The sequence below is a fragment of the Pseudooceanicola endophyticus genome, assembly GCF_018760365.1.
Lineage (GTDB): Bacteria > Pseudomonadota > Alphaproteobacteria > Rhodobacterales > Rhodobacteraceae > Pseudooceanicola > Pseudooceanicola endophyticus.
In genome coordinates, this window is the sequence record NZ_JAHIAB010000014.1 from 26,412 (window position 1) to 45,517 (window position 19,106).

The following is a 19,106-nucleotide window of genomic DNA, read 5'->3' on the forward strand; positions in this document are numbered from 1 at the left end:
CCACCCCGCACAGCAAAGGACATCCTGATGGAAACCGCCGTTCACCCCGCCCTGCCCGCCACCGCCACGCCCCGGATCGCCCGGATGCAATCCCTCGTCATCGCCGCCCTGGTCGAGCTGCTCGACATGGAGGACGACAGCCAGGTCGGGCCCGACACCCGCCTGGAAGAGGACCTTGGCATCGACAGCGGCCTGCTGCTGGAACTGTTCATGATGATCGAGGAGCAGCAGCCCGAGATCCGCATCGACCCGGCCAACCTGCGCCCCGAGCATTTCACCAATGTCGCCAGCTTCGCCGCCATGATCGCCGGAACGCTGCAACCGGAACAGGCCCGCGCATGAGCGCCCCGGGCCTGACGGCGGCGCGGCTGATCGCCGAAACCCACCAGGGCTTTGCCGCAAGGCCCGGCCTGGCCTGCCGCACCCGCAGCGGCGATCTGAGTTTTGCCGCCCTGCACGCGGCCTCGGCGGCGCTGGCCGGGCAGCTGGCCAGCCTGCCCGGGGCCACCGCGCGGCGCCCGGTGCTGATCTGGGGCCACAAGGACCTGCGCTATCCCATCGCCTGGTGGGCCTGCCTGCTGGCCGGCATGGCGCTGGTCCCGGTCGAACGCGACACCCCCGAAGCCCGGATCCGCCAGATCGCCCGCACCTGCGGCGCCGGGGCCTGCCTGGTGGCCGATGCCGCCCCCGGGGCCGCCGCCCGGCTGCGCGCCCTGCTGGATCTGCCGGTGCTGGAGGTCGATCCCGCCGCCACCCCCGCCACGGCGCTGCCGCCCTGTCCGGCCCGGCCCGAAGATGTGGCCTACATCATGTTCTCCTCCGGCACGCTGGGACAGCCCAAGGGCATCCGGATCAACCATGCCAACCTGGCGGATTTCGTGCTCTGGCTCGATGATCTTCTGCCCGAGCCCGTCGCGGGCGTCAGCGGCACGATCCGGCACTGCTTCGATGTCTCGCTGTTCGAACTCTGGACGGGCTGGCGCCGTGGCGTGCCGCTGAGCGCGCTCGATCACGGGGATTTCGCGGATTCCACCGGCTACATCGCGCGTCTGGCCACCGATCGCACCGGGCTCTGGGTGTCCACCCCCTCGATCATCCGGCTGATGCTGAAGAACCGCCGCTTCACGGCCGCGACCCTGCCGGCGCTGCGCACCTTCCTGTTCTGCGGAGAGCCGCTGACCCGGCAGATCGTCGCCACGCTGTTCGAACGTTTCCCCGGGGCCCGGGTGATCAACACCTACGGCCCCACCGAATGCACCGTCGCCGTGACCTCGGTCGACATCACGCCCGCCCACCTGGCCGATGGGCAGGCCCTGCCCATCGGTCGGGCCCGTCCGGGCACCACCCTGACCACCCCCGACGGGGCGGCGCAGGGCGAGATCATGATCGCGGGACGTTCGGTCGGTCCGGGCTACCTGGGCCAGCCCGACCGGCAGGCCCGCGCCTTTCCCGCCCCCGGGCATTACCGCTCGGGCGACCAGGGCCGCTGCGATGCCGATGGTACCTGGCACTTCCTGGGCCGTCAGGACCGCGAGGTGAAGATCCAGGGGATGCGCATCGACCTGAACGAGGTCGAGGCCCATATCCGCGCTCAGCCCGGGGTCGAGGACGTCATCGTCGAACCCCACATGCTGCGCGGCGAGGCCCGCGCCCTCAATGCCTATGTGCTGGGGGCCGGTCGGCCCGACCTGCCCGCCCTGGCCGCCACCCTGGCACGCGATCTGCCGCCCTGGCTGGTGCCGCGCTTCTGGTATGCGGGCTTCGATGCCGGGCTCAATGCCAATTCGAAGCTTGACCGCAGGCAGCTGGCCCGGGCGGCGGATGACGCGACCTGGAAACATGTCCATGTCGCCGCCCCCCAGCCGCTCTCCTGATCCCGTTCCCTTCCGCCGAACCCGCGCCCCCGGAGGTCCCGACCATGCCCGAACCAACCATCCCCGTCTTCGATGCCAGTTCCGAGGTCCACCAGAACCTCGGCCTGCTGAAGGTCGCCGCCATGGCCACCCGCCAGCATGGCGATGTCGTCACCATCCGTGCCAGCGACCAGCGCGCCATGACCCTGCTGGGCGGCACCGCCGCGATCCGCTACTGGAAGGCGCATCAGGGCCATTTCCTGAAGGAGATGGGGGATGTCGCCAGCAATGCGCGGATCACCCGGATCCTGCTGGGTGACCGGCTGGAACAGCCCGACATGCTGCCGGTCTGGGACCGGGTGCGCTGTGCCCTGGCCAGCGCCGGGCAGCACTGGGACGGCTGGGCCGAGGCCGCGCTTTCAGGGGCCAATGACCGCCTGTGCACCCAGATCGCGCAGGCCGAAGGGGCGCTCGACCTGCGGCCACTCTGCGGCCTTTGGGCGCTGCGCAGCCTGGCCCCCGCCGTGCTGGGCGACAGCCTGCCCGAGGCCGAGCTGCTCCAGGGCCTTGCCGATGTCGAGCGGTTCTACTTCTCCATGAGCACCCGCGACGCCGAAGAGACCGCCCACCCCGAGCAGCTGGAAGAGTTCCGCACAGCGCGCGGTTTCCTCGACCGTGCCATTGCCGCCGGGCTGGAAACGATGAAGCCCGGCGACGACAGCGTGCTGGCCACCGCCGCCGCCGCCCTGCCCGAGGATATGGACGCGGCCACGCGGATCGCCTGCCTGCGCCCCGGCATCGGACGGATGCTGCTGGAAAAGCTGAACATCGAGGGGCTGGGCCTGCTCTGGGCGCTGGTGCACCTGGCACAGGATCCCGCCCTGGCCGAGGCGCTGACGCAGGAGAACGCGCAGAGCGATCCCGATGCCCCCGATGCCGCGACACCGCTGACGTTGTCGGTGGTGCGCGAGGCCCAGCGGATGTATCCCGAACTGCCCTTCATCTACCGCGTCACCACCTGTGCCGTGTCGCTGGCCGGCCATGAGATTCCGGCGGGCACGACCGTGCTTTTCGCCCCCTGGCTGACGCATCGCGATCCCCGCTACTGGAGCACGCCCGAGCGCTTCGACGGGCGCCGCTTCCTGGTCGCCCCGGAGGAAAAGAGCAGCTTCCTGCCCTTCGGCACCGGCCCCCGGGTGCGGGCCCGCGATGCTTTCCTGACCCGCCAGATGGTGCTGGCCCTGCGCCGCATCGCCCGCGATTTCCGCCTGACCCTCGCGCCGGAGTGCAAGCGCGGCAGCCTGCGGCCGATCCTGCGCTCGACTCTGGCGCCGCGTGGCCCGGTGCCTGTGCGCTTCGCCGCCGCCGGGACAGCCTCCGCCCAGTTCGTTTCCGTGCTGGAGGACCTGCAATGACCGGTTTCCTCGACCGCATCGCGCAGGCGATCCGAAGCACCCCTGCGGCACCGGCGCTGGTTACCGGCGGGCAGATCGTCAGCTTCGCAGCCCTGGGGCGGCGGATGCAGGCCATCCGCACCGCGCTGGCACGGGATCCCGGCCTGCCGGGGCCGGTTCTGGTCAGCGGGCACAAGGAAGCCGATGCGGTCGCGGCGATGCTGGCCTGCATGTTCGCAGCCCGCCCCTTCGTCTTCGTCGACCGTGCCAATCCGCCCGAACGCGCCGCCCTGCTGGCCCGGCTTTCGGGCGCCGGGGTGGTCGTGGCCGCCGGGGCGCCGAACACCCTGCCGGATCTGCCCCGGATCCGCGCCGATGCCCTTCCCGATGTCGCCGCCGAAGCCCCCGTGCCCCGCGACCCCGGGGCGGCCCTTTACGTCATCTTCACCTCCGGCAGCACCGGAACCCCGAAAGGCGTGCCGATCAGCTTGGCCAATTACCAGGCTTTCGATGCCTGGTACGGCCCGCTCCTTCAGGCCACGCCCGAAGCGCCGGCCCCGGGCGTCGCCGGCGCCCATGTCAACCACGCGAGCCTCGCCTTCGACATGGGCATGCTCGACCTGTGGTCGACGCTGGCGCTTGGCCGACCGGTGATCCTGCTGGATCATGCCGACAACATCCTGCCCCGCCGCAACATCGCCGCGCTGACCGCCCATCCCGGGGTGCAGGCGCGCAGCTGGTTCAGCACCCCGTCCATGCTTCAGATCCTGTGCACGGACCCGGCCTTCGGCGCCCGGACGCTGCCGGGGCTGCGCTGCTTCTTCACCGGAGGCGAGATGGTGCCGCGCAGCCTGGTGCGCAGCCTCTGGACCCGCTTCCCCGAAGCGCAGATCCGGCACGCCTACGGCCCGTCCGAAGCCACCTGCATGACCCATGTCCGCACCCTGTCGGAGCGCGATCTGGAGGGCGAAGGCGTGCTGCCGCTGGGCCCCGCCCTGGGCAAGACGCGGCTGCGCATCCTCGATCCCGACGGTCGGCCCCTGCCCACAGGTACCACCGGGGAGATCGAGCTTTGCGGCCCGCAGGTCGTCGCCGGCTACAGCCCGCCCGACCATCCGGCCAACCGCGCCTTTTCCGGCACGATGCCGGAGCGGCGCTACCGCACGGGGGACCTGGGCCACCTTGATCCCGAAGGCGGGCTGATGCTGGCCGGGCGGGCCGACCGGCAGGTGAAGTGGAACGGCAACCGGATTGAGCTGGACGAGATCGAACATGCGGCCCACCAGCTTGAGGCCGTTCATCGTGCCGCCTGCCTGGCCCAGACCTCCGACGGTCGGGTCAGCGGCATCGTGCTGTTCATCGAACCCGCCCCCGGGCAGCATCCCAGCCCCGAAAGCCTGGCGCTGGACCTGGGCCACCGGCTGACCCAGACGATGATCCCCCGCGACATCCGCCTTGTCTCGGACTGGCCGATGACGGTGAACGGCAAGCTCGACACCGGGGCGCTGGCACGGCGGGCCGCGGGCGAGGCGCCGCTTTCCGAACCGGCCTGAGCGGATCGCAAGAAAGGGCCTGTCCGGCCCGCGATGCATCGCCAGAGGGTGCACCGAAGCGACGTCCAATATCCTGCATCCCCCTGAAAGAACGTGGTTTCACAATGTAGGACGCCCAAGATCACGCATTGGGTCGCAGATGGGCCAAGCCCCGGGACACAGTGCCTTCAGCCCGGGCAGCCCAGGCCCAGCAAAGGGAATCGCCATGACACAGGCCTCTGACATACCGACCGGCAGCCGTTCTGCCACCAGCCTCGAAGCGCGGCTGCGCTCCCTCGCCATCGACCGCGACGCCCCGCAAGGCGCCCCTGTCCGGCGCAGCGGCTGGCTCTGGGCCGGCCTGGTTCTGTGCTGCGGTGGCGCCGCCGTGCTGGCCCTGCCGGAACTGCGCCAGACCCTGAGCGCAGGCCCGGCGGCCCCCGCCGAAACCCCTGCCGTCGCCGCCCCGGCCCTTGCCCTGCCGGTCCAGGCCCCACCCGCCGCTACCGTCCCGGCCATCGTCGGATCGGGCCGGGTGGTGGCGCCGCGCAGCGTGATCGTGCAGCCCGCCGTCGGCGGCACGGTCCTTTCCGTTGCGGTGCAGCCCGGAGCCCGGGTTCGCCAGGGCCAGGTGCTGCTGCGGCTCGACGATGCCAGCGCCCAGCTTTCGCTGCGTCTGGCCCAGGCCGCCGCCCGACAGGCCCGCGCCGAAGAGGCGCTGGCCCGGGCCAAGCTCTCGGCGGCGCAGGGCCCTCTGACGCGGTACGAGGCACTGGCCGCCCGCGGCGCCGGCACCCAGGCCGACCTGGAGGATGCCCGCGCCGAGGTGGCCGAGATGCAGCGCGCGCTCGAGGTTGCGCAGCGCGAGGCCGACAGTGCCGATCTGGAGGTCGACCAGGCCCGGGACACGCTGGCCCGTTACACGGTCCGCGCGCCCTTCGATGCCATCGTCACCGCGCTTCCGGCGGCCCCCGGCATGGTGCTGCCCGCAGGTTCCAGCGGCGGGGCGCTTGATGACGGGCTGATGACCCTTGTCGATGCCCGCCACCGCTTTGTCGATGTCGATGTGGCCGAGCGCAGCATCGCGGGAATTTCCCCCGGCATGACGGCACATCTCAGCCTTGATGCCCTGCCCGAGCGCAGCATCGCCGCCCGCGTGACCGCCATCGCGCCCATCGCCTCTCCGGAGAAGGGGACCGTCACCGTGCGGGTGGAACCGGTCGGGGACGCCGGCACCGACATGCCGCTCCTGCGGCCGGGCATGACCGCCCGGGTCAGCTTCGACGCCGCCCCCACCGCCTCCGATCTCGAATCCTCCGCCCCGGACACAACTTGGAGCAACTGAGCCCATGGACACCATCCACACCGATATCGAGCTTGCCTCGGTCAGCAAGAGCTATCCCCTGGGCCGCAGCCGCGTGCCGATCTTCGAGGATCTGACCCTGCACATTCCCACCGGCGATTTCCTGGCCATCATGGGGCCCTCGGGGTCGGGCAAGTCGACGATCCTGAACCTGATCGGCGGCATCGATCAGGCCGATGCCGGAACCATCTCCATCGGCGGCACCGCCCTTGGGCGGATGGGAGAGCGCGCGCTGACCCGCTGGCGCGCCCGCAACATCGGCTTCGTCTTCCAGTTCTACAACCTGATGCCCCGCCTGAGTGCGGCCGAGAATGTCGAGCTGCCGCTGCTGCTGACCCCGCTGTCGGCCCGGGAGCGGCGGGAACGGGTGCTCACGATCCTCGACATCGTCGGGCTGTCGGACCGCGCCCGCCACCTGCCATCGGAGCTTTCGGGCGGCCAGCAGCAGCGCATCGGCATCGCCCGCGCCGTCGCCAGCGATCCCCGCATCCTGCTTTGCGACGAGCCCACGGGCGATCTGGACCGCAAATCCGCGAACGAGATCCTGGACCTGCTTCAGATGCTCAACCGCGAGCTTGGCAAGACCATCGTGATGGTCACCCATGACGACAGCGCCACCCGCGTCGCCCGGCGCACGCTGCTGCTCGACAAGGGGCGTTTCGTCGCCCGGCAGGAGATGCCGGCATGCGCCTGACCCCCTCCATGCTGCTGCGCCAGAACCTGACGCGCAACCTGACGCGCTCGGTCCTGATGATCCTGTGCATCGGCACGGCCTTCTTCCTTTTCGGGCTGCTGTCGAGCTTCCGCGCCGGTTTCGAGGGCAGCGAGGCGCGGGCCGACCGGCTGGTCGTCAGTTCCAAGGTGGGTGGCAACGAAACGCTGCCGCTGGCCTATCTTCAGGATCTCAAGGCGATGCCCGGCGTGGCGGCGGTGACCCATATCACCCGGCTGCGCGCCTATCGCAGCGCCGATCCGCGCGACATCCTTGGCGCCAATGCGGTCGATCCCGAAAGCTATGCCCGCGTCTATGCCGACACCTACCGCTTCACCCCGGCGCTGATGCAGGCGCTGGCCGACAACCGTACCGGCGTTCTGGTGGGCCGCTCCCTGGCCGAGCGCGAGGGCTGGAAGACCGGCGATCGCATCTCGCTCACCAGTTTCGTGCATCCGAATGCCCAGGGCATGAGCTGGGGCTTTTCGGTGGCCGGCATCTTCGACGGCGCGGAGCCCACGGTGGACACCAATTTCCTGCTGCTGCGTTCGGACTATTTCAACACCGCCCTGGTGCGCGGCAAGGACCAGGTGAACCTGTTCGGCATCCTGCCCGCCCCCGGCACCGATCCCGATGCGCTGATCCAGCGGATCGACCAGCGCTTTGCCAATTCCTCGGCCCAGACCCGCACCCAGAGCGAGACCGCCTACATGGGCGCCTTCCTCGAGCAGTTCGCCGATATCTCGACCATCGTGCAGCTGGTCTCGGCGGTGGCCTTCGCGACGATCCTGCTGATCACCGCCAACACGATGATCTTCGCGATCCGCGAACGCACGCGAGAGATCGGCGTGCTGAAGGTTCTGGGCTTTGCCGGGCCCGCCGTCATGGGGCTGGTGCTGGCCGAGACGCTGGTACTGTTCTTGCTCGGGCTCGCGCTTGGGCTGGGGGCCACCGCCGCGGTGCTGCCACTGCTGGGCGGGGCGCTCTCCAGCATCGTGCCCGAGCTTTACCTGACACCGCGCGCGGTCGCCTCTGCCGTGGTCATCGCCGCCGTTCTGGCCCTGCTGACCGCCGCCGGGCCCGCCCTCAAAGCCCTGCGCCTGCCCGTCGCTTCCGCCCTGAAACAGAGGTGAGATCATGCCCCTCCCGATGACCAGCTTCCTTCGCCAGACCCTGGCCCTGACCCGCTCCAACCTGCGCTCACTGCCCCGGCGCACCGGCATCGCCGCCTCCATGGTGCTGTCGGTGGCACTGGTGGTGATCGTTCTGCTGGCCTTCCTGTCGATGGCCCAGGGCTTTCGCAGGACGCTGCAATCCACCGGCGCGCAGGACATCGCGGTGGTCACCAGCCGGGGGGCCTTCTCGGAAAGCACCAGCCGGCTGTCCACCCGCCAGATCCACATGCTGGAGGCCGCCCCCGGCCTGGCCCGCAAGGCCGATGGCCGCGCGCTGACCTCGGAGGAATTGCTGGTGCCGGTCGATGCGATCCGTACCAGTGACGGCCAGACCGCCACCCTGTCGATGCGCGGCGTGGCCCCGGGCGGCATGGCGCTGCACGAGGGGCTGACGCTTTCGCAGGGGCACATGTTCACCCCCGGCAGCGCCGAGATCATCGTCGGCGACCGGCTTGCGGGGCGTTACCGCGATCTCGGCATCGGCCAGCACATCTCGTTCGGGCATTCGACCTGGACGGTGGTCGGGCATTTCAGCGCCGGTGGCAGCGCCTTCGAGTCCGAGATCATGGCCGATGCGGGCACCGTGCAGGCCATGTTCGACCGCCCCGGAGATATCCAGAGCATGCGCGCCAAGCTGACCTCGGCCGCCGCCTTCCCCGCCTTCCGCGACTATGTGGAAACCACCCTCGACATGGGCCTTTCGGCCCGGACCGAGAAGGACTTCTTCGCCGCACAGGCCGGAAATGTCAGCCGGATCATCCTGTTCCTTGGCTGGCCGCTGGCGGTAATCATGGCCTTCGGCGCCGCCGTCGGCGCGATGACCACGATGCTGAGCTCGGTCTCGGACCGGCTGACCGAGATCGCCACGGTGCGCGCCCTGGGCTATGCGCGCGGTCCGGTCTTCCTGGCGACGCTGGCGGAATCGCTGATGCTGACGCTGGTCGGCTGCGCTCTGGGCAGCGCGCTGGCCTGGGCCTGCCTGAACGGCTTCGGCGCCAGCACCCGCGGCGCCGGCAACACCCAGCTGGCCTTCCAGCTGACCTTCTCGGGGATGATCGTGGGTCAGGCCGTGGTGCTGGCGCTGCTGATCGGCGTTGCCGGCGGCGGGCTGCCGGCGCTGCGTGCCACCCGCATCCCGCTGCGCATCGCCATGTCGGGCCGGGGCTGAGCGGTGGCCGGGCGCCTCATCCCCCATCGCGACGCCGCCGCGCCGAAGCCGCAGGCCCTGCGCCATGCCATCGTCATCGGCGCGGGCATTGCCGGGTTGACGGCGGCCCGTGCCCTGGCGCGGCACATGGACCGGGTGACGCTGATCGAGACCGACCGCCTGGGCAGCGGCGCCGAACCGCGCCGCCGGGTGCCCCAGGCCGGCCATGTGCACGCGCTGCTTGATGCCGGACGCCAGGCGCTGGAAGCACTGTTCCCCGGCCTGGAGGAGACCGCGCAGGAGCAGGGCGCCGTGCTGCTGCCGGTCCGTTCGCGCTGGCGCAGCCATGACGGCCACGACTGGAGCGCCCCGCAGGACACCGGGCCCAAGGTGTTGTCGCAAAGCCGTCCGGCGCTGGAAGCGCTGCTGCGGGCGCGGGTACGGGCCCTGCCGGGCCTCGTGCTGCAGGAGGGCCGCGTTGAGGGTCTGGTCGCCGGGACCTGCCCGCCCGGCCATGCCCCCCGGATCACCGGCGTCCGGCTGAGTGGCGGCGCCCGGATCGCGGCCGATCTGGTCATCGATGCCACCGGGCGGGCCGGTCGCGGTGCCGACTGGCTGGCTGCCGCCGGCTTCGACCGGCCCCCCGAAACCCGAAGCGCCCCCCGGGTACGCTATGCCAGCACCCTTTTCACCCGCGCGGACAGGCTGCCCTCGGCCTGGCTGAAACTGGCCAGCCCGCCGCAGACCCGCGGCGCCGTGCTGGCCCCGATCGAGGGCGGGCGCTGGATCTTCACCCTGACCGACCGGTTCGGCGCTGCCATGCCCGGGGACGAAGCCGGCCTGCGGGCCGCCATCCTGGCGCTTGGCGACGGGCGCATCGCGGCGCTGCTCTCGTCCGAACGCCTGCTGGCGCCGATCCGGCATTTCCACATCGACACCGTGCGGCTGCGTGGCTTCGACAGCTGCCCGCCGCCATCGGGCTTCCTGCCCCTGGGCGATGCCATCGCAACCTACAATCCCCTGCACGCCCAGGGCATGACCGCCGCGATCCTGCAGGCCAGCGCACTGGAGGAGGCCCTGGCAGGCGATGCGCGCGATGCCATGACCCTGCGGGAGCGCTACCTGCCCCGTGCCATGGGCATCGCCCGCGCCGCCTGGCGCATCGGCCTGGCGATGGACCTGACCTGGCCGCAGTTCTCGGGTCCCGCCGATCCCCAGGCCGAGGCGCTGGCCCGCAGCCTGCGCGCCGCCTTCGCCGCCTCGCTCCTGCGACCGCAACTCTGCCCCCCGATCGACCGCCTGCTGCATCTCAACGACCTGGAGCTTGCCCCGGAGTTGCACTCCGGTCTCAGGCCCCCGGCGCTTTCCTGACCCCCGGAGACCGCGATGAACCTCTACACCACCGCCCCCGCCTCGACCCGCTTCCAGCCCGGCAGCTACCTGGGCGCGGTCCGCGACCTGGCCCGCTGGAGCGAGGCCGCAGGGCTCGACGGTATGCTCATCTACACCGACAACAGCCTGGCCGATCCCTGGTGCGTGGCCCAGACGGTCCTGGAAGGCACCCGGAATTTCCGACCGCTGATCGCGGTGCAGCCGCTCTACATGTCGCCCCTCGCCGCCGCGCGCAAAATCTCGAGCCTGGCGTTCCTTTACGGGCGCCGGGTCGCGCTCAACATGGTGTCGGGGGGCTTTTCCCGCGATCTTGAGCAGCTGGGCGACACGGCGGATCACGACACCCGTTACGACCGTCTGGTGGAATATACCCAGCTTCTGCAGGCGCTGCTGCGCGGCGGGCCCGTGACCTTCCAGGGCCGCTGGTACGCGGTGACGAACCTGACCCTGTCGCCGGCCCTACCCGAGGCGCTGATGCCGGAAATCTTCGTCTCGGGCGCTTCCGAGGCCTGTCAGGCGGCGGCCGTCAGCCTTGGCGCCACCCGGTTCAGCTATACCAGCCCCCCCGCCGATCTGGCGCGCCGGGCCCCGCTGCCCGGCGCCGGACGGCTGGGCCTGCGCGCCGGCATCATTGCCCGGGAGGACAGCCGCAGCGCCTGGACAGCGGCGCTGACCCGTTTTCCCGAAGACAAGCGCGGCCAGATGGCCCACCGCCTGGCCCGGCTGAAAAGCCAGTCCCGCTGGCATCGCGACATCTCGGAGCTGGCCGAGGCCCTGCCCGAAGCCCGTGACGGCGCCTACTGGCTGAACCCGATCCGCAATTACCGGACCTTCTGTCCCTATTTCGTCGGCAGCCATGGCGAAGTGGCCGATCTGATCTGCGGCTACGACCAGCTGGGCTACACCACGCTGATCCTCGACGTGCCCGAAAGCCGCGCCGACCTGGAAGAGGCGGTGCGCGCCGTCCGCCTGGCCCGGACCCTTCCCACCGGGCGCCTTGCCCTGCCCCAGGCCTGAAAGAACCGCGATGTTCCACACCACACTCTTCACCCCCGCCCACGAGGCCCTCAGGGAAGAGGTCTCGGCCTTCCTCGAGGCCGAGATCCTGCCCCACCATGCGGCGTGGGCCGCCGCCGGCGCCATCCCCCGGGAGGCCTGGCACATGGCCGGGCGCGCCGGGCTGCTGTGCCGAACCCTGCCGCGCGAGATGGGCGGCCACGGTGGCAGCTTCCTCGAGTCCGTCGTCATCATCGAAGAGCTGGCGCGGTTGCGCATCTCGGGCCTGCTGACCTGCCTGCAAAGCGATATCGTCGCCCCCTTCCTGCACCGGCTCGGCACCCGCGCCCAGCAGCAGGCCTGGCTGCCGGGCTTTGCCTCCGGCGCGGTGCTGGGGGCTGTCGCGCTGAGCGAACCCCAGGGCGGCAGCGACCTGGCCGGCCTCCGGACCACCGCCACCCGCCACGGCGAGGGTCTGGTGCTGGACGGGCGCAAGGCCCATATCTCCAACGGCTCGCAGGCCGACCTGATGATCGTCGCCGCCCGCCGCCCCGGCGCGGGAGGCGAAAAGGCCATCAGCCTGGTCCTGGTCGAGGCCGAGCGCCCCGGTGTGACCCGCCGCGCGATCCCCAAATCCGCCATGCCGGCGCTGAACACCGCCGAGATCGACCTGGACGGCTGCCTGGTGCCTGCCGCAAACCTGTTGGGCGCCGAGGGCACGGGATTTCTCTACCTGATGACCTTCCTCGGCATGGAGCGGCTGGTGCTGGCGATCTATGCCCAGGCCTCGAGCGAGCGGATCCTGCGCGAGCTGATCGGCGATTGCGACGCCCGCGCCCTGCTGGAACACCAGAATACCCGTTTCTCGCTGGCGGATCTCTATGCCGACTGTGCGGTCAACCGCGCCTATCTGGACGGCTGCATCCGCGCCGCCGATGCCGGGCGCCCCGATCCCAAGGCCGCCTGCGTGGCCAAGCTGAGGACCACAAACACCCTGCGCCAGGCCGCCGCCCTGGGGGTGCAGTTCCGCGGCGCCGCCGGGATCAGCGGGGCGAGCGGGCAGCGGGCCACGCAGGACATGCTCGACAGTGCGGTGCAGTCGATCTGGGGCGGCACCAGCGAGGTGATGCGCGACGTCATTGGCCGCAGCCTGGGCAGCGTGCTGTGACCGGAGCCGCCACCCCGCCTGTCGATGTGGAGATCTGGGGGGCCGAGGCGCCGGAACGGCCCTGTGCCCTGAGCGATCGGCCCGGTCTGCTGTCAGCGGAGGAAGAGGCCCGCGCCGCCGCCCTGTCGGGCCGGGCCGCCCAGTGCTTTCGCCGCACCCGGGGCCTGCTGCGGCACGCCCTGGCCCGGCGCCTGGCCGAGCTGCTGCCCGCGGACTTCCCTCCGGGCTTCCCGCCGGGCCGGATTCCCTTCGCCACCGGGCCCCATGGGCGCCCCGAACTGGCCGGCCCCGCCCGCCGCTCGGGGCTGCACTTCAACCTCAGCCATTCCGGCGACCGGGGCGTCATCGCGCTCTGTACCGGGGCCGAGCCCGGCATCGACCTGGAACAGCTGCGCCCCCGCGCCGGGGCCCGCGCCGTGCTGCGCCGGCTGATGGCCCCGCAAGAGGCCGCGCATCTGCTGCCCCAGGACGGCCCCGCCTTCGAGGAGGGCTTTCACCGGCTCTGGGTCTGCAAGGAGGCGGTGATCAAGGCCACCGGAGAGGGGCTGAGCCGGTCGCTGGCCTCTTTCGTCGTCGATCCGGACCTGCCACGCCTGTTGCACGCCCCGCCGGGCCACTGGCACCTGGCCTGGCTGCCCGCCCCCCGGGGTTATCGCTGCGCCCTCGCGCTGCGCCGGGAACACCCCTTTGCGCCGGCCGGGATACGCATCCGTTTCCCCAGTGCGACAAAGGTCCAAGCGATTGAGACAAAAGACCTCCTAAATGGAACAGAATGTTGTGTATAGTGAAGGTGCCGTCTGACTCGGCGCTTTTCCGCCCGGGCAATTCCTGCGGGGTCCGCCCCCTCCGTTGCGCCCCGGGCCCCCTGTATTTCGAAGGCTCCCAATTCCGGAGGCACACGTGCTTTTATTCCCCCTGCCATTCCTGACCGGCTTCTTTCTAATCCTGGTCATGATCCGGCTGGCCCTGTCGATCGGGCGCAGCGTGCCGCCCCTGGTGCTGATCACCGCCGGCTTCTATGCGCTGCAATCCATCCTGCTGGGCATTCACTGGGGGTTCCATTCCCTGCCGCCGATCCTGCTGGCCTCGTTCTCCAACGTGCTGCCGATGCTGACCTGGCTGACCCTGAACGAACTTTCCGGGCGCTCCGGGCGTGGTCAGCAACTGGCGGTGCTGGCCGCCATCGTACTGGTGGTGGGGGCCGTGATCACCTGTTTCCAGGCCGATCTGTCCCATGCCGTCGATGTCATCGAAATCTCGGTCTACGCCCTGTGCGGCGCGCATCTGCTGTGGCTGGGCTGGGCGCGCAAGCTGGAATGGAACGAGATGCGCCCCCTCGATCTGGCGCTGCCGACGCAGCGCGCCTTCTTCCTGGCCGGGATGCTGCTACTGCTTTCGGCGGGGGTGGACGTGATGGTGGCCGTCGACATCAGGATCAATGACAGCCGCATGTCCTCGGCGGTGGTGGGCTATGCCAACCTGGCGCTGCTGATCATCCTGATCACCCTGTTCTTCCGCTTCGACGGCGCCGGACGCGATCCGGCGGGGGATCCGGCCCCCCTGCGCGCATCCCTGCCGTCCCATGGCCAGGCGACCATGCAGCAGGTCGCAACCCGCCCCGCGCCGCCGCCCGTCCCGCCCTCGGCAGACCTTGGCCCCTCCCCGGAAGAGATCCTCGACCGGCTTGATGCCGCCATGCGCGAAGATCACCTCTATCGCAACGAAAGCCTCTCGCTCAGCCAGATTGCCCGGCACATCAAGGTGCCCTCGCGCCAGGTTTCCGGCGCGGTCAATTCCCTGCGGGCGATGAACGTGCCGCAATATGTCAACACCTTCCGTATCCACGACGCCTGCCGGATGCTGGAAGAGACCGAGACCCCGGTCACCGAGATCGTCTTTGCCGTGGGCTTTACCACCAAGTCCAACTTCAACCGGGAATTCCAGCGGGTGACCGGCCTCAATCCCAGCGGCTGGCGGGCCCGGTCGCGCTCGGCCCCGGCACCCAGCCCGGGCGGCGGACGTGGCGCGGCGTTATTGCAGGCCGCCCCGGCCGACCACGGCGCCTGAGCGCGACCGGGCCGCGGCACCGCCCGATCAGGGGGCCAAACGTGATCCGGGACGTCCGCAAACGCGTTTCGGGTCGCGCGGCATCGGCCCGAAGGCGCATCTGGAGGCAAGTCGCAACCTTTCAGGAGCCTTCAAGATGCGCTTCCACATCCGCCTTTCCCCCCGCCCGCTTCTGGCCCTGGCGCTGACCCTGGCCAGCCTTCAGCCCGCCCTGGCCGGCACCACCCGCCAGACGACCACCCTTCCGGACACGATCCGCAAGGTGCGGCTGGCCGGTGACGGCACCGCGCTGGCGCTCAGCACCGGCAGCGGGCGCGCCCTTGACGTCTCGGCCGAGGACAGCTTCGGCTGCCAGTTGACCGCCAGCCTCCGGCAGGAGGGCGACACGCTGGAGATCACCGTCAGCAAGGGCGGCCTGCGCCTGGGCTTCTGGTGCGATCCCGATGTCACTGTGGTCATGCCCGAGAACATGGATCTTGATATCGCGCTGCAAGACCTGGCGGCGGATCTGGGCGGCGATTTCTCGGATGTGAGCATCACCTCCGCGAATTCGGTGGTGAATTTCGACGGCAGCGCCGCGCATTTTTCCCTGAGCGGCAAGCGCGCGGCGGTGAAGCTGAACTTTGCCCCCGACATGGCCCGAGACGCGGTCAAGCTGGACGTGAAATCGCTGCTCTCCCAGGTCAGCTTCAAGGGCGCCTGAGAGGCAGCGCCCCGGGCATGGGGGCGCCCCGGGGACACCTGCGGGCCCGGGGCTACCCCTGCACGCACCAGCCGCGGATGATCACCGCCTGGCGCGCCGGGCGGGCGCTTTGCAGCGTGCCCAGGAACAGGCGCCGGTTCAGCACGTCCCACCGGCCCGCCGGCGCGGTAACCTGGATCCGAGAGAAGGCGTAGCGCCCGCCCTCTGCCGCCTCGTCGATGACGACCCGGTTGCGCAGGGTCAGCACCTCTGCGCTGCCCTCGATCTGCATCTCGTAAAGCGCATCCAGTTCCTTCACCCCGTCGGGGCGCAGGGTCTGGCGGTCCGCGCCGCCCGCAAGCACCTTGCCGCACAGCCCCTCGAAGCCGGGGCCACCGCGAAACTCTCCGCCCAGGATCGGCACGATGAAGCGCTGGCCGGCGGGACCGGCGCCCAGATCCTGCCGGTCGCCCACGTCGATCAGCGCCTCCCAGGCCAGGGTGCAGCTGGGGGGACAGGGCGGAACGCCGTCCAGAAGGGACATCGCATCGGTCATTGGAAACTCCGGTGATCGGTATGGCTGAGGGTGTATTCGACGAAGCTGCGGGTGCCGCTCTGGGCCTCCTTCGGGTTCCAGACCAGCCCGAGCGGATCCAGCGGGACCTCGATCCCGGTGTTCAGCACCACCAGCTGGCCGGTCACGATCCACGGCAGCGCAACGCTGTAGGGCATCATCGTGACCATGGTCCCCTCGCGCAGAAGCATCCACGACAGCAGCATCTGCCGCGACACCACCCGAGCCTGGGGCGCCGAGGCAAAGCCGTAGCTCTCGGCGATTTCCTCGTAGCGGCGGCGGGCCACGGTGGCGATGTGATTGGGCAGCCAGAGCGCCTCTCGAAGGGCCTCGGGGGGCACATGGTCCTGCCCGGCCAGCGGATGGGTGCTGGCGGCCACAACGACCAGGCTGTCGGTCTTGCAGGGCAGGAATTCCCAGCCCTCGGGCAGCACCTCCGAAGCGCGACAGCACAGCAGGTCGACCTCTCCGCTGGCGATCGCGGCCTCCTGGTTCAGGCCGTAAACCTCGCTCAGCTGAAGCTGGATGGTGCGATGCTGGCGGGCGAAATCGGGCAGCACCTCCTGCAGGATCGCGCCGGCCCCGGCGGTGGTGGCGGCCAGGCGGACAAGGGTGCTCTGGTGGTCGCGGCGCAGGATCACCGTCTCGGCGCTTTCCTGCACGGCGGTCAGGATGCGGCGCGCCACCAGCTCCAGGTCGCGGGCCAGCTCGGTCGGTTCGATCCCGCGGTTGTGGCGCAGGAACAGGGGCATGCCCACCAGTTTCTCCAGCTCGGCCACCAGTTGCGACATGCCCGGCTGGGTCATCCCCATCGACTCCGCCGCCCGCGCCATGCTGCGCAGATCGCAAAGCCGCACCAGCGCCTGCATGTGGCGAAACTTGCCCCGTGTCATCAGCCGCTGGATCAGCGCCTGGGTGTCTGTCGCCATGGATCCCCCTTTGATATAAGAAACGCTTTTGGCGTCCCATAATTTTTTATTTTCTGATTATATCACGCCTTCGTAAGCTGGCAATCGGAGGACTTTTCAAGGGAGGAGCAGAGGATGTCTGCAAACGCTTCGCGGATCACGCGGCGCGCCATGCTGGTCGCGTCGCTGGCAACCGGCCTGTCGCTGGGCTTGGGCCCGGCCATGGCGCGGGCCGCTGACTGGCCGAAAGGGCCGGTCCAACTGGTGGTGCCGGCCAAGCCCGGCGGCGGCACCGACAGTGCCGCGCGCATCGTGGCGGCCGCGCTGAAAGAGGTGATCCGGCGCCCGGTCATCGTGGTCAACCAGCCCGCCGGCGGCGGTGCCGTGGCGGCCGAGACGGTGCGCAACGCCAAACCCGACGGGCAGACGCTGCTGTTCTATCACACCGGCCTGCTGTCCACCTACCGCACCGGCGGCTACGACCATTCGCCGGTGACCGATTTCAGCGCGCCGGTGATCATGCCGATGCATGGCAGCTACGCGCTGGTCACCGGCCCGGACAGCGGCATCACCGACGTCAAGGCACTGGTGGCCAGGGCGATCGCCGAACCGGACAGCGTGACGCTGGGCGTGCAGATCCGCGGCGCCACCCATTTCATGGCCGGACTGCTGGAGGGCGATTCCGACGCCAGGTTCCGCATCGTCGACGCCGGAAGCGACAGCGACAAGCTGGTTGCGGTCCAGGGCGGCCAGATCGATGCGGCCTTCGTCAACACCCCCTCGGCGCTGCAGTACCAGCAGGCCGGAAAGGCCCGCATCCTCGGCACGATCTCGGGCGATCCGGGGCGCGATCCGGGTGCACCGGAGCTGCCCTCGGTCGACGAACAGGGCTATCGCGACATGGTGTTCGGCTTCATCTTCTTTGCCCTCGGGCCCAAGGCGCTTCCGGCGCAGACCCAGGCGCAGATCAACACCGCCTTCACCCAGGTCCTGACCGATCCCGGGGTGCTGGCCCAGTTCACCCAGATGAAGATGCCGCTCAGCGTGCTGGGGCCGGAGGCCGGACAGGCGCGGCTGGCCCAGGACGATGCCCGGATCGCCCGGACCGCCCGGGTGCTGGGCTTCGAATGATGCCATTACCTGCCGGCCTCCTCCTCTGACAGCGGGGCCGGCCCTTCCCAAGGAGATCCCACATGACACCCGAAGACCTGAGCCCGCTGGACCGCGCCCAGCTGGCCGAGAAGCTGCGCAGCAACCCGACGCTGACCTTCCGCAACACCCCCGAACAGCAGGCCCTGCTGGACAGGGTCACGGTGACGGAAAAGATGATCCCGACCCGGCATGGCGATTGCCGCACCCTGCTGGTCACCCCACCCGAGGCCGGCGCCAATGCGCCGCTGTTCATCAACTTCCACGGCGGCGGTTTCGTGCGTGGACACGAGCTGCGCGATACGATCTTCAGCGCCGCAATTGCGCTGCGGACCGGCGCCAGGGTGCTGGACGTGGATTACCGCCTGGCGCCCGAACACCGCTTTCCCGTCGCCTTCGAGGAATGCTACGACATGGTCGCCTGGGTCTTTTCCCATGCCGATCAGCTGGGCATCGACCCCGGGCGGATCGCCCTGGGAGGCCATAGCGCAGGCGGCAACCTGACCGCTACGATCACACTTAAAGCCCATCATACCGGTGACTTCCGGCCCGTTCTTCAGGTTCTGGATTACCCGTTCCTGGACGCCGCCACCGACCCCGAGGACAAGACCCCCGGGATCGAGGACGCGGTTCTGCCCTATGAACGGATGCGCAGCTTCAACCGGCTGATCCTGGCGGACCCGGCCGAGGCCCGGAACCCGTATCTTTCGCCCGTGTTCACCGACCCCGCACGCCTGCCGGGCATTGCCCCCGCGCTGGTGCTGGTGGCCGGTCTGGACCCGCTGGCCGGTGAGGCCGAGCGTTATGCCACGATGCTGGTCGCCGCCGGGACAGAGGTGCGCCTGCGCAAGTTCCTCAACAGCCGCCACGGCTTTGTCACCAACGGTCTGGAAGAAGCCGCAGAAGCCCGCGACCTGATGGTCTCGGCGCTGAAAGAGGCCTTCGCGCGTCCGATCTGAACCGGGCCCGATCATCATGTCTTTGGGAGGAGATA

18 protein-coding genes are annotated in these 19,106 nt (G+C 70.0%); 16 read left to right on the top strand and 2 right to left on the bottom strand.

The features are described from left to right. Positions 1 to 27: 27 nt before the first annotated feature. The 14 genes from KM176_RS20380 (at position 28) to KM176_RS20445 (ending at position 15,502) form a co-directional block, all read left to right on the top strand. Positions 28 to 342: an acyl carrier protein gene (locus tag KM176_RS20380; RefSeq protein WP_160896414.1), complete on the top strand. Its 315-nt coding sequence runs from the start codon at positions 28 to 30 to the stop codon at positions 340 to 342. Next, on the top strand, positions 339 to 1,874 hold the full coding sequence (locus KM176_RS20385) for an AMP-binding protein (protein ID WP_160896415.1): 1,536 nt from the start codon (positions 339 to 341) through the stop codon (positions 1,872 to 1,874). The genes KM176_RS20380 and KM176_RS20385 overlap by 4 nt, the downstream gene beginning before the upstream one ends. A 44-nt stretch (positions 1,875 to 1,918) precedes the next feature. Next, positions 1,919 to 3,268 (top strand): cytochrome P450, encoded by a 1,350-nt coding sequence (locus KM176_RS20390; protein WP_160896416.1) that lies wholly within the window; start codon positions 1,919 to 1,921, stop codon positions 3,266 to 3,268. Beyond that, positions 3,265 to 4,800, top strand: coding sequence for an AMP-binding protein (locus KM176_RS20395; protein ID WP_160896417.1), 1,536 nt, complete (start codon positions 3,265 to 3,267; stop codon positions 4,798 to 4,800). Before KM176_RS20390 ends, KM176_RS20395 begins: the two co-directional genes overlap by 4 nt. Before the next feature lie 205 nt (positions 4,801 to 5,005). Continuing rightward, positions 5,006 to 6,124 (top strand): efflux RND transporter periplasmic adaptor subunit, encoded by a 1,119-nt coding sequence (locus KM176_RS20400; protein ID WP_160896418.1) that lies wholly within the window; start codon positions 5,006 to 5,008, stop codon positions 6,122 to 6,124. A gap of 4 nt (positions 6,125 to 6,128) precedes the next feature. Next, a complete protein-coding gene (locus KM176_RS20405) occupies positions 6,129 to 6,836 on the top strand; it encodes an ABC transporter ATP-binding protein (protein ID WP_160896419.1) in 708 nt (235 codons plus the stop codon). Next, positions 6,827 to 7,987 (top strand): ABC transporter permease, encoded by a 1,161-nt coding sequence (locus tag KM176_RS20410; protein WP_160896420.1) that lies wholly within the window; start codon positions 6,827 to 6,829, stop codon positions 7,985 to 7,987. Before KM176_RS20405 ends, KM176_RS20410 begins: the two co-directional genes overlap by 10 nt. Positions 7,988 to 7,991: 4 nt before the next feature. After that, on the top strand, positions 7,992 to 9,197 hold the full coding sequence (locus tag KM176_RS20415) for an ABC transporter permease (protein ID WP_160896421.1): 1,206 nt from the start codon (positions 7,992 to 7,994) through the stop codon (positions 9,195 to 9,197). Positions 9,198 to 9,200: 3 nt separating this feature from the next. After that, the gene (locus KM176_RS25215; RefSeq protein WP_160896422.1) at positions 9,201 to 10,547 is read left to right on the top strand and encodes an FAD-dependent oxidoreductase; all 1,347 of its coding nucleotides are present in this window, start codon (positions 9,201 to 9,203) and stop codon (positions 10,545 to 10,547) included. Between the two features lie 15 nt (positions 10,548 to 10,562). After that, entirely contained in the window at positions 10,563 to 11,585 is a 1,023-nt protein-coding gene (locus tag KM176_RS20425; RefSeq protein ID WP_160896423.1) for an LLM class flavin-dependent oxidoreductase, read from the top strand. A 10-nt stretch (positions 11,586 to 11,595) separates the two neighbouring features. Beyond that, the gene (locus KM176_RS20430; protein ID WP_160896424.1) at positions 11,596 to 12,732 is read left to right on the top strand and encodes an acyl-CoA dehydrogenase family protein; all 1,137 of its coding nucleotides are present in this window, start codon (positions 11,596 to 11,598) and stop codon (positions 12,730 to 12,732) included. Then, the gene (locus KM176_RS25320) at positions 12,729 to 13,517 is read left to right on the top strand and encodes a 4'-phosphopantetheinyl transferase family protein (protein ID WP_160896425.1); all 789 of its coding nucleotides are present in this window, start codon (positions 12,729 to 12,731) and stop codon (positions 13,515 to 13,517) included. The genes KM176_RS20430 and KM176_RS25320 overlap by 4 nt, the downstream gene beginning before the upstream one ends. A 115-nt stretch (positions 13,518 to 13,632) precedes the next feature. Beyond that, positions 13,633 to 14,799, top strand: coding sequence for a helix-turn-helix domain-containing protein (locus tag KM176_RS25325; protein ID WP_160896426.1), 1,167 nt, complete (start codon positions 13,633 to 13,635; stop codon positions 14,797 to 14,799). A 136-nt stretch (positions 14,800 to 14,935) separates the two neighbouring features. Next, entirely contained in the window at positions 14,936 to 15,502 is a 567-nt protein-coding gene (locus KM176_RS20445) for a hypothetical protein (RefSeq protein ID WP_160896427.1), read from the top strand. 52 nt (positions 15,503 to 15,554) lie between these two features. Here KM176_RS20445 and KM176_RS20450 read toward each other — a convergent pair whose 3' ends face one another. Then, positions 15,555 to 16,037, bottom strand: a complete 483-nt coding sequence (locus KM176_RS20450; RefSeq protein WP_160896428.1) for a DUF3237 family protein — start codon at positions 16,035 to 16,037, stop codon at positions 15,555 to 15,557. Beyond that, on the bottom strand, positions 16,034 to 16,984 hold the full coding sequence (locus KM176_RS20455) for a LysR family transcriptional regulator (protein WP_160896429.1): 951 nt from the start codon (positions 16,982 to 16,984) through the stop codon (positions 16,034 to 16,036). The genes KM176_RS20450 and KM176_RS20455 overlap by 4 nt, the downstream gene beginning before the upstream one ends. A 114-nt stretch (positions 16,985 to 17,098) precedes the next feature. On the opposite strand from KM176_RS20455, the gene KM176_RS20460 reads away from it, so the two are divergent. Then, a complete protein-coding gene (locus tag KM176_RS20460) occupies positions 17,099 to 18,094 on the top strand; it encodes a Bug family tripartite tricarboxylate transporter substrate binding protein (RefSeq protein ID WP_160896430.1) in 996 nt (331 codons plus the stop codon). Positions 18,095 to 18,156: 62 nt separating this feature from the next. Then, on the top strand, positions 18,157 to 19,071 hold the full coding sequence (locus tag KM176_RS20465) for an alpha/beta hydrolase (RefSeq protein ID WP_160896431.1): 915 nt from the start codon (positions 18,157 to 18,159) through the stop codon (positions 19,069 to 19,071). The last annotated feature ends 35 nt before the right edge of the window (positions 19,072 to 19,106 follow it).

Excerpts from the sequence above, each read along its gene's own strand:
- KM176_RS20380 (WP_160896414.1), top strand. The coding sequence starts at position 28 with ATGGAAACCGCCGTTCACCCCGCCCTGCCCGCCACCGCCACGCCCCGG.
- KM176_RS20385 (WP_160896415.1), top strand. The coding sequence starts at position 339 with ATGAGCGCCCCGGGCCTGACGGCGGCGCGGCTGATCGCCGAAACCCAC.
- KM176_RS20390 (WP_160896416.1), top strand. The coding sequence starts at position 1,919 with ATGCCCGAACCAACCATCCCCGTCTTCGATGCCAGTTCCGAGGTCCAC.
- KM176_RS20395 (WP_160896417.1), top strand. The coding sequence starts at position 3,265 with ATGACCGGTTTCCTCGACCGCATCGCGCAGGCGATCCGAAGCACCCCT.
- KM176_RS20400 (WP_160896418.1), top strand. The coding sequence starts at position 5,006 with ATGACACAGGCCTCTGACATACCGACCGGCAGCCGTTCTGCCACCAGC.
- KM176_RS20405 (WP_160896419.1), top strand. The coding sequence starts at position 6,129 with ATGGACACCATCCACACCGATATCGAGCTTGCCTCGGTCAGCAAGAGC.
- KM176_RS20410 (WP_160896420.1), top strand. The coding sequence starts at position 6,827 with ATGCGCCTGACCCCCTCCATGCTGCTGCGCCAGAACCTGACGCGCAAC.
- KM176_RS20415 (WP_160896421.1), top strand. The coding sequence starts at position 7,992 with ATGCCCCTCCCGATGACCAGCTTCCTTCGCCAGACCCTGGCCCTGACC.
- KM176_RS20425 (WP_160896423.1), top strand. The coding sequence starts at position 10,563 with ATGAACCTCTACACCACCGCCCCCGCCTCGACCCGCTTCCAGCCCGGC.
- KM176_RS20430 (WP_160896424.1), top strand. The coding sequence starts at position 11,596 with ATGTTCCACACCACACTCTTCACCCCCGCCCACGAGGCCCTCAGGGAA.
- KM176_RS20445 (WP_160896427.1), top strand. The coding sequence starts at position 14,936 with ATGCGCTTCCACATCCGCCTTTCCCCCCGCCCGCTTCTGGCCCTGGCG.
- KM176_RS20450 (WP_160896428.1), bottom strand. The coding sequence starts at position 16,037 with ATGACCGATGCGATGTCCCTTCTGGACGGCGTTCCGCCCTGTCCCCCC.
- KM176_RS20455 (WP_160896429.1), bottom strand. The coding sequence starts at position 16,984 with ATGGCGACAGACACCCAGGCGCTGATCCAGCGGCTGATGACACGGGGC.
- KM176_RS20460 (WP_160896430.1), top strand. The coding sequence starts at position 17,099 with ATGTCTGCAAACGCTTCGCGGATCACGCGGCGCGCCATGCTGGTCGCG.
- KM176_RS20465 (WP_160896431.1), top strand. The coding sequence starts at position 18,157 with ATGACACCCGAAGACCTGAGCCCGCTGGACCGCGCCCAGCTGGCCGAG.